Source organism: uncultured Porphyromonas sp. (assembly GCF_934359325.1).
Lineage (GTDB): Bacteria > Bacteroidota > Bacteroidia > Bacteroidales > Porphyromonadaceae > Porphyromonas_A.
The window spans coordinates 1-1,647 of the sequence record NZ_CAKRLH010000279.1; the positions used below are offsets into that span (position 1 = coordinate 1).

Here is a 1,647-nt window from a genome sequence, read left to right on the forward strand (position 1 = left end):
ATAGGGTGCTAAAGGTCACGTCACCGATTCCCCTCTTGGGGGTGTTGTAGACCCTCCGGAATGCCTCGTCGTCACTGGCATTGATCACCAAGCGGAGGTAGGCTAGGGCATCCTTGATCTCAGCACGGTCGTAGAAGGAGAGACCACCGTAGATCCTATAAGGGACGGAATAATTGCGTAACTGCTCCTCGAGGAGACGGCTCTGAGCATTGGTGCGGTAGAGTATCGCCACCTCCTCTGGTGATCTCCCTCGGCGAAGTGAGGCGGAGATCATCTCGGCGACCCGCTCAGCCTCGGACTTGCCACTGAAGGCATCAAAGAGGGTGAGCTTCTCGCCCTTGCCGGCTACCGACTCCACAGTCTTGGGGATGCGGAAGTGATTTTTCTCGATCAGGCTATTGGCAATGTCGACGATGTTGGAGGTTGAGCGGTAGTTTTTCCTGAGCTTATAGACCACTGCGCCCGGGAATGTGCTGCTAAAACTGAGGATATTCTCGATCACAGCTCCACGGAAGGAGTAAATGCTCTGAGCATCGTCTCCTACGACGGTGAGGATCGTATCAGGTCCCTTAAGCTGCTTGACGATCTCATTTTGCACCCAATTGGTATCCTGATACTCGTCGACGAGGATGAAGCGAAATCTCCTGTGGAACTCGTCCCTCACCTCCGGGTGCTGTCTCAGCAGTCGCAGCATATTGATCAGCAGATCATCGAAGTCCATCGCATTGGCCCTGAAGCAACGACTCAGATAGCCCCTGTAGATGTCATCGAAGTGAGGCATCCGGCGTAACCTCGGGTCGCTGTCTGAGAGACTGCCCGGGGTGAGTCCGTCATTCTTGCAGGCTGAGATCAGTCCGTAGACCTTCTTGGGCGGATAGTCTTTCTCGTCCAGCTTCATATCTCGTATGATCACCTTGACCAAGGTCCGGGAGTCACCCGAGTCATATATGGTGTAGTCACTATCGTATCCCAGGTACTTACCGTAGCTGCGCAGCCAGCGAGCAAAAATGGAGTGGAAGGTGCCCATGGGGATCATCCGCGATAGTCCGTCACCCACGATGGTGGCGATGCGGGTACGCATCTCTCGCGCCGCCTTATTTGTAAAGGTTAGAGCCAGCACCTCTGAGGGACCGGCCTTACCCTCTGCCAGGATGTAGGCTATCTTCGTCGTCAGTACTCTCGTCTTACCAGAGCCTGCTCCGGCGATCACCAGACTATCATGAGAGAGATCCTTGACAGCCTGACGTTGCTCCTCATTGAGTGTCGCTAAGAGCTCCTCGCTTGTCGTCATCATACCTCTCTTCCTGCTGCCTTAAATTCTTCTCTCAGATACTTCGCCGTATGGCTGTCACAGCGCTGCACCATCTCCTCGGGTGTCCCCTGGAAAATGATGTGCCCTCCGCCCTTGCCACCCTCGGGACCTATGTCTATGATATGATCAGCGATCTTGATCACGTCGAGATTGTGCTCAATGATCACGACGGTATTCCCTCGATCTACCAGTCGATTAACGATCGCCATCAGCATACGGATGTCCTCAAAGTGAAGTCCCGTCGTCGGCTCATCAAGGAAGTAGATCGTATTGCCGGTGTCGCGCCTATTTAGTTCGCTCGCCAGTTTGATCCTCTGACACTCGCCTCCGGAGAG

At 54.3% G+C, this 1,647-nt stretch carries 1 protein-coding gene and 1 pseudogene; both read right to left on the reverse strand.

Annotated elements, in window-relative coordinates; all coding sequences use genetic code 11:
- The coding region (locus tag Q0F21_RS07785) for a UvrD-helicase domain-containing protein (protein WP_297238833.1) at positions 1-1,294 on the reverse strand (1,294 nt) is incomplete at its 3' end.
- Positions 1,291-1,647 (reverse strand): annotated as a pseudogene (locus tag Q0F21_RS07790) (excinuclease ABC subunit UvrA); the annotation flags it as partial. The pseudogene Q0F21_RS07790 and the gene Q0F21_RS07785, both read right to left, overlap by 4 nt.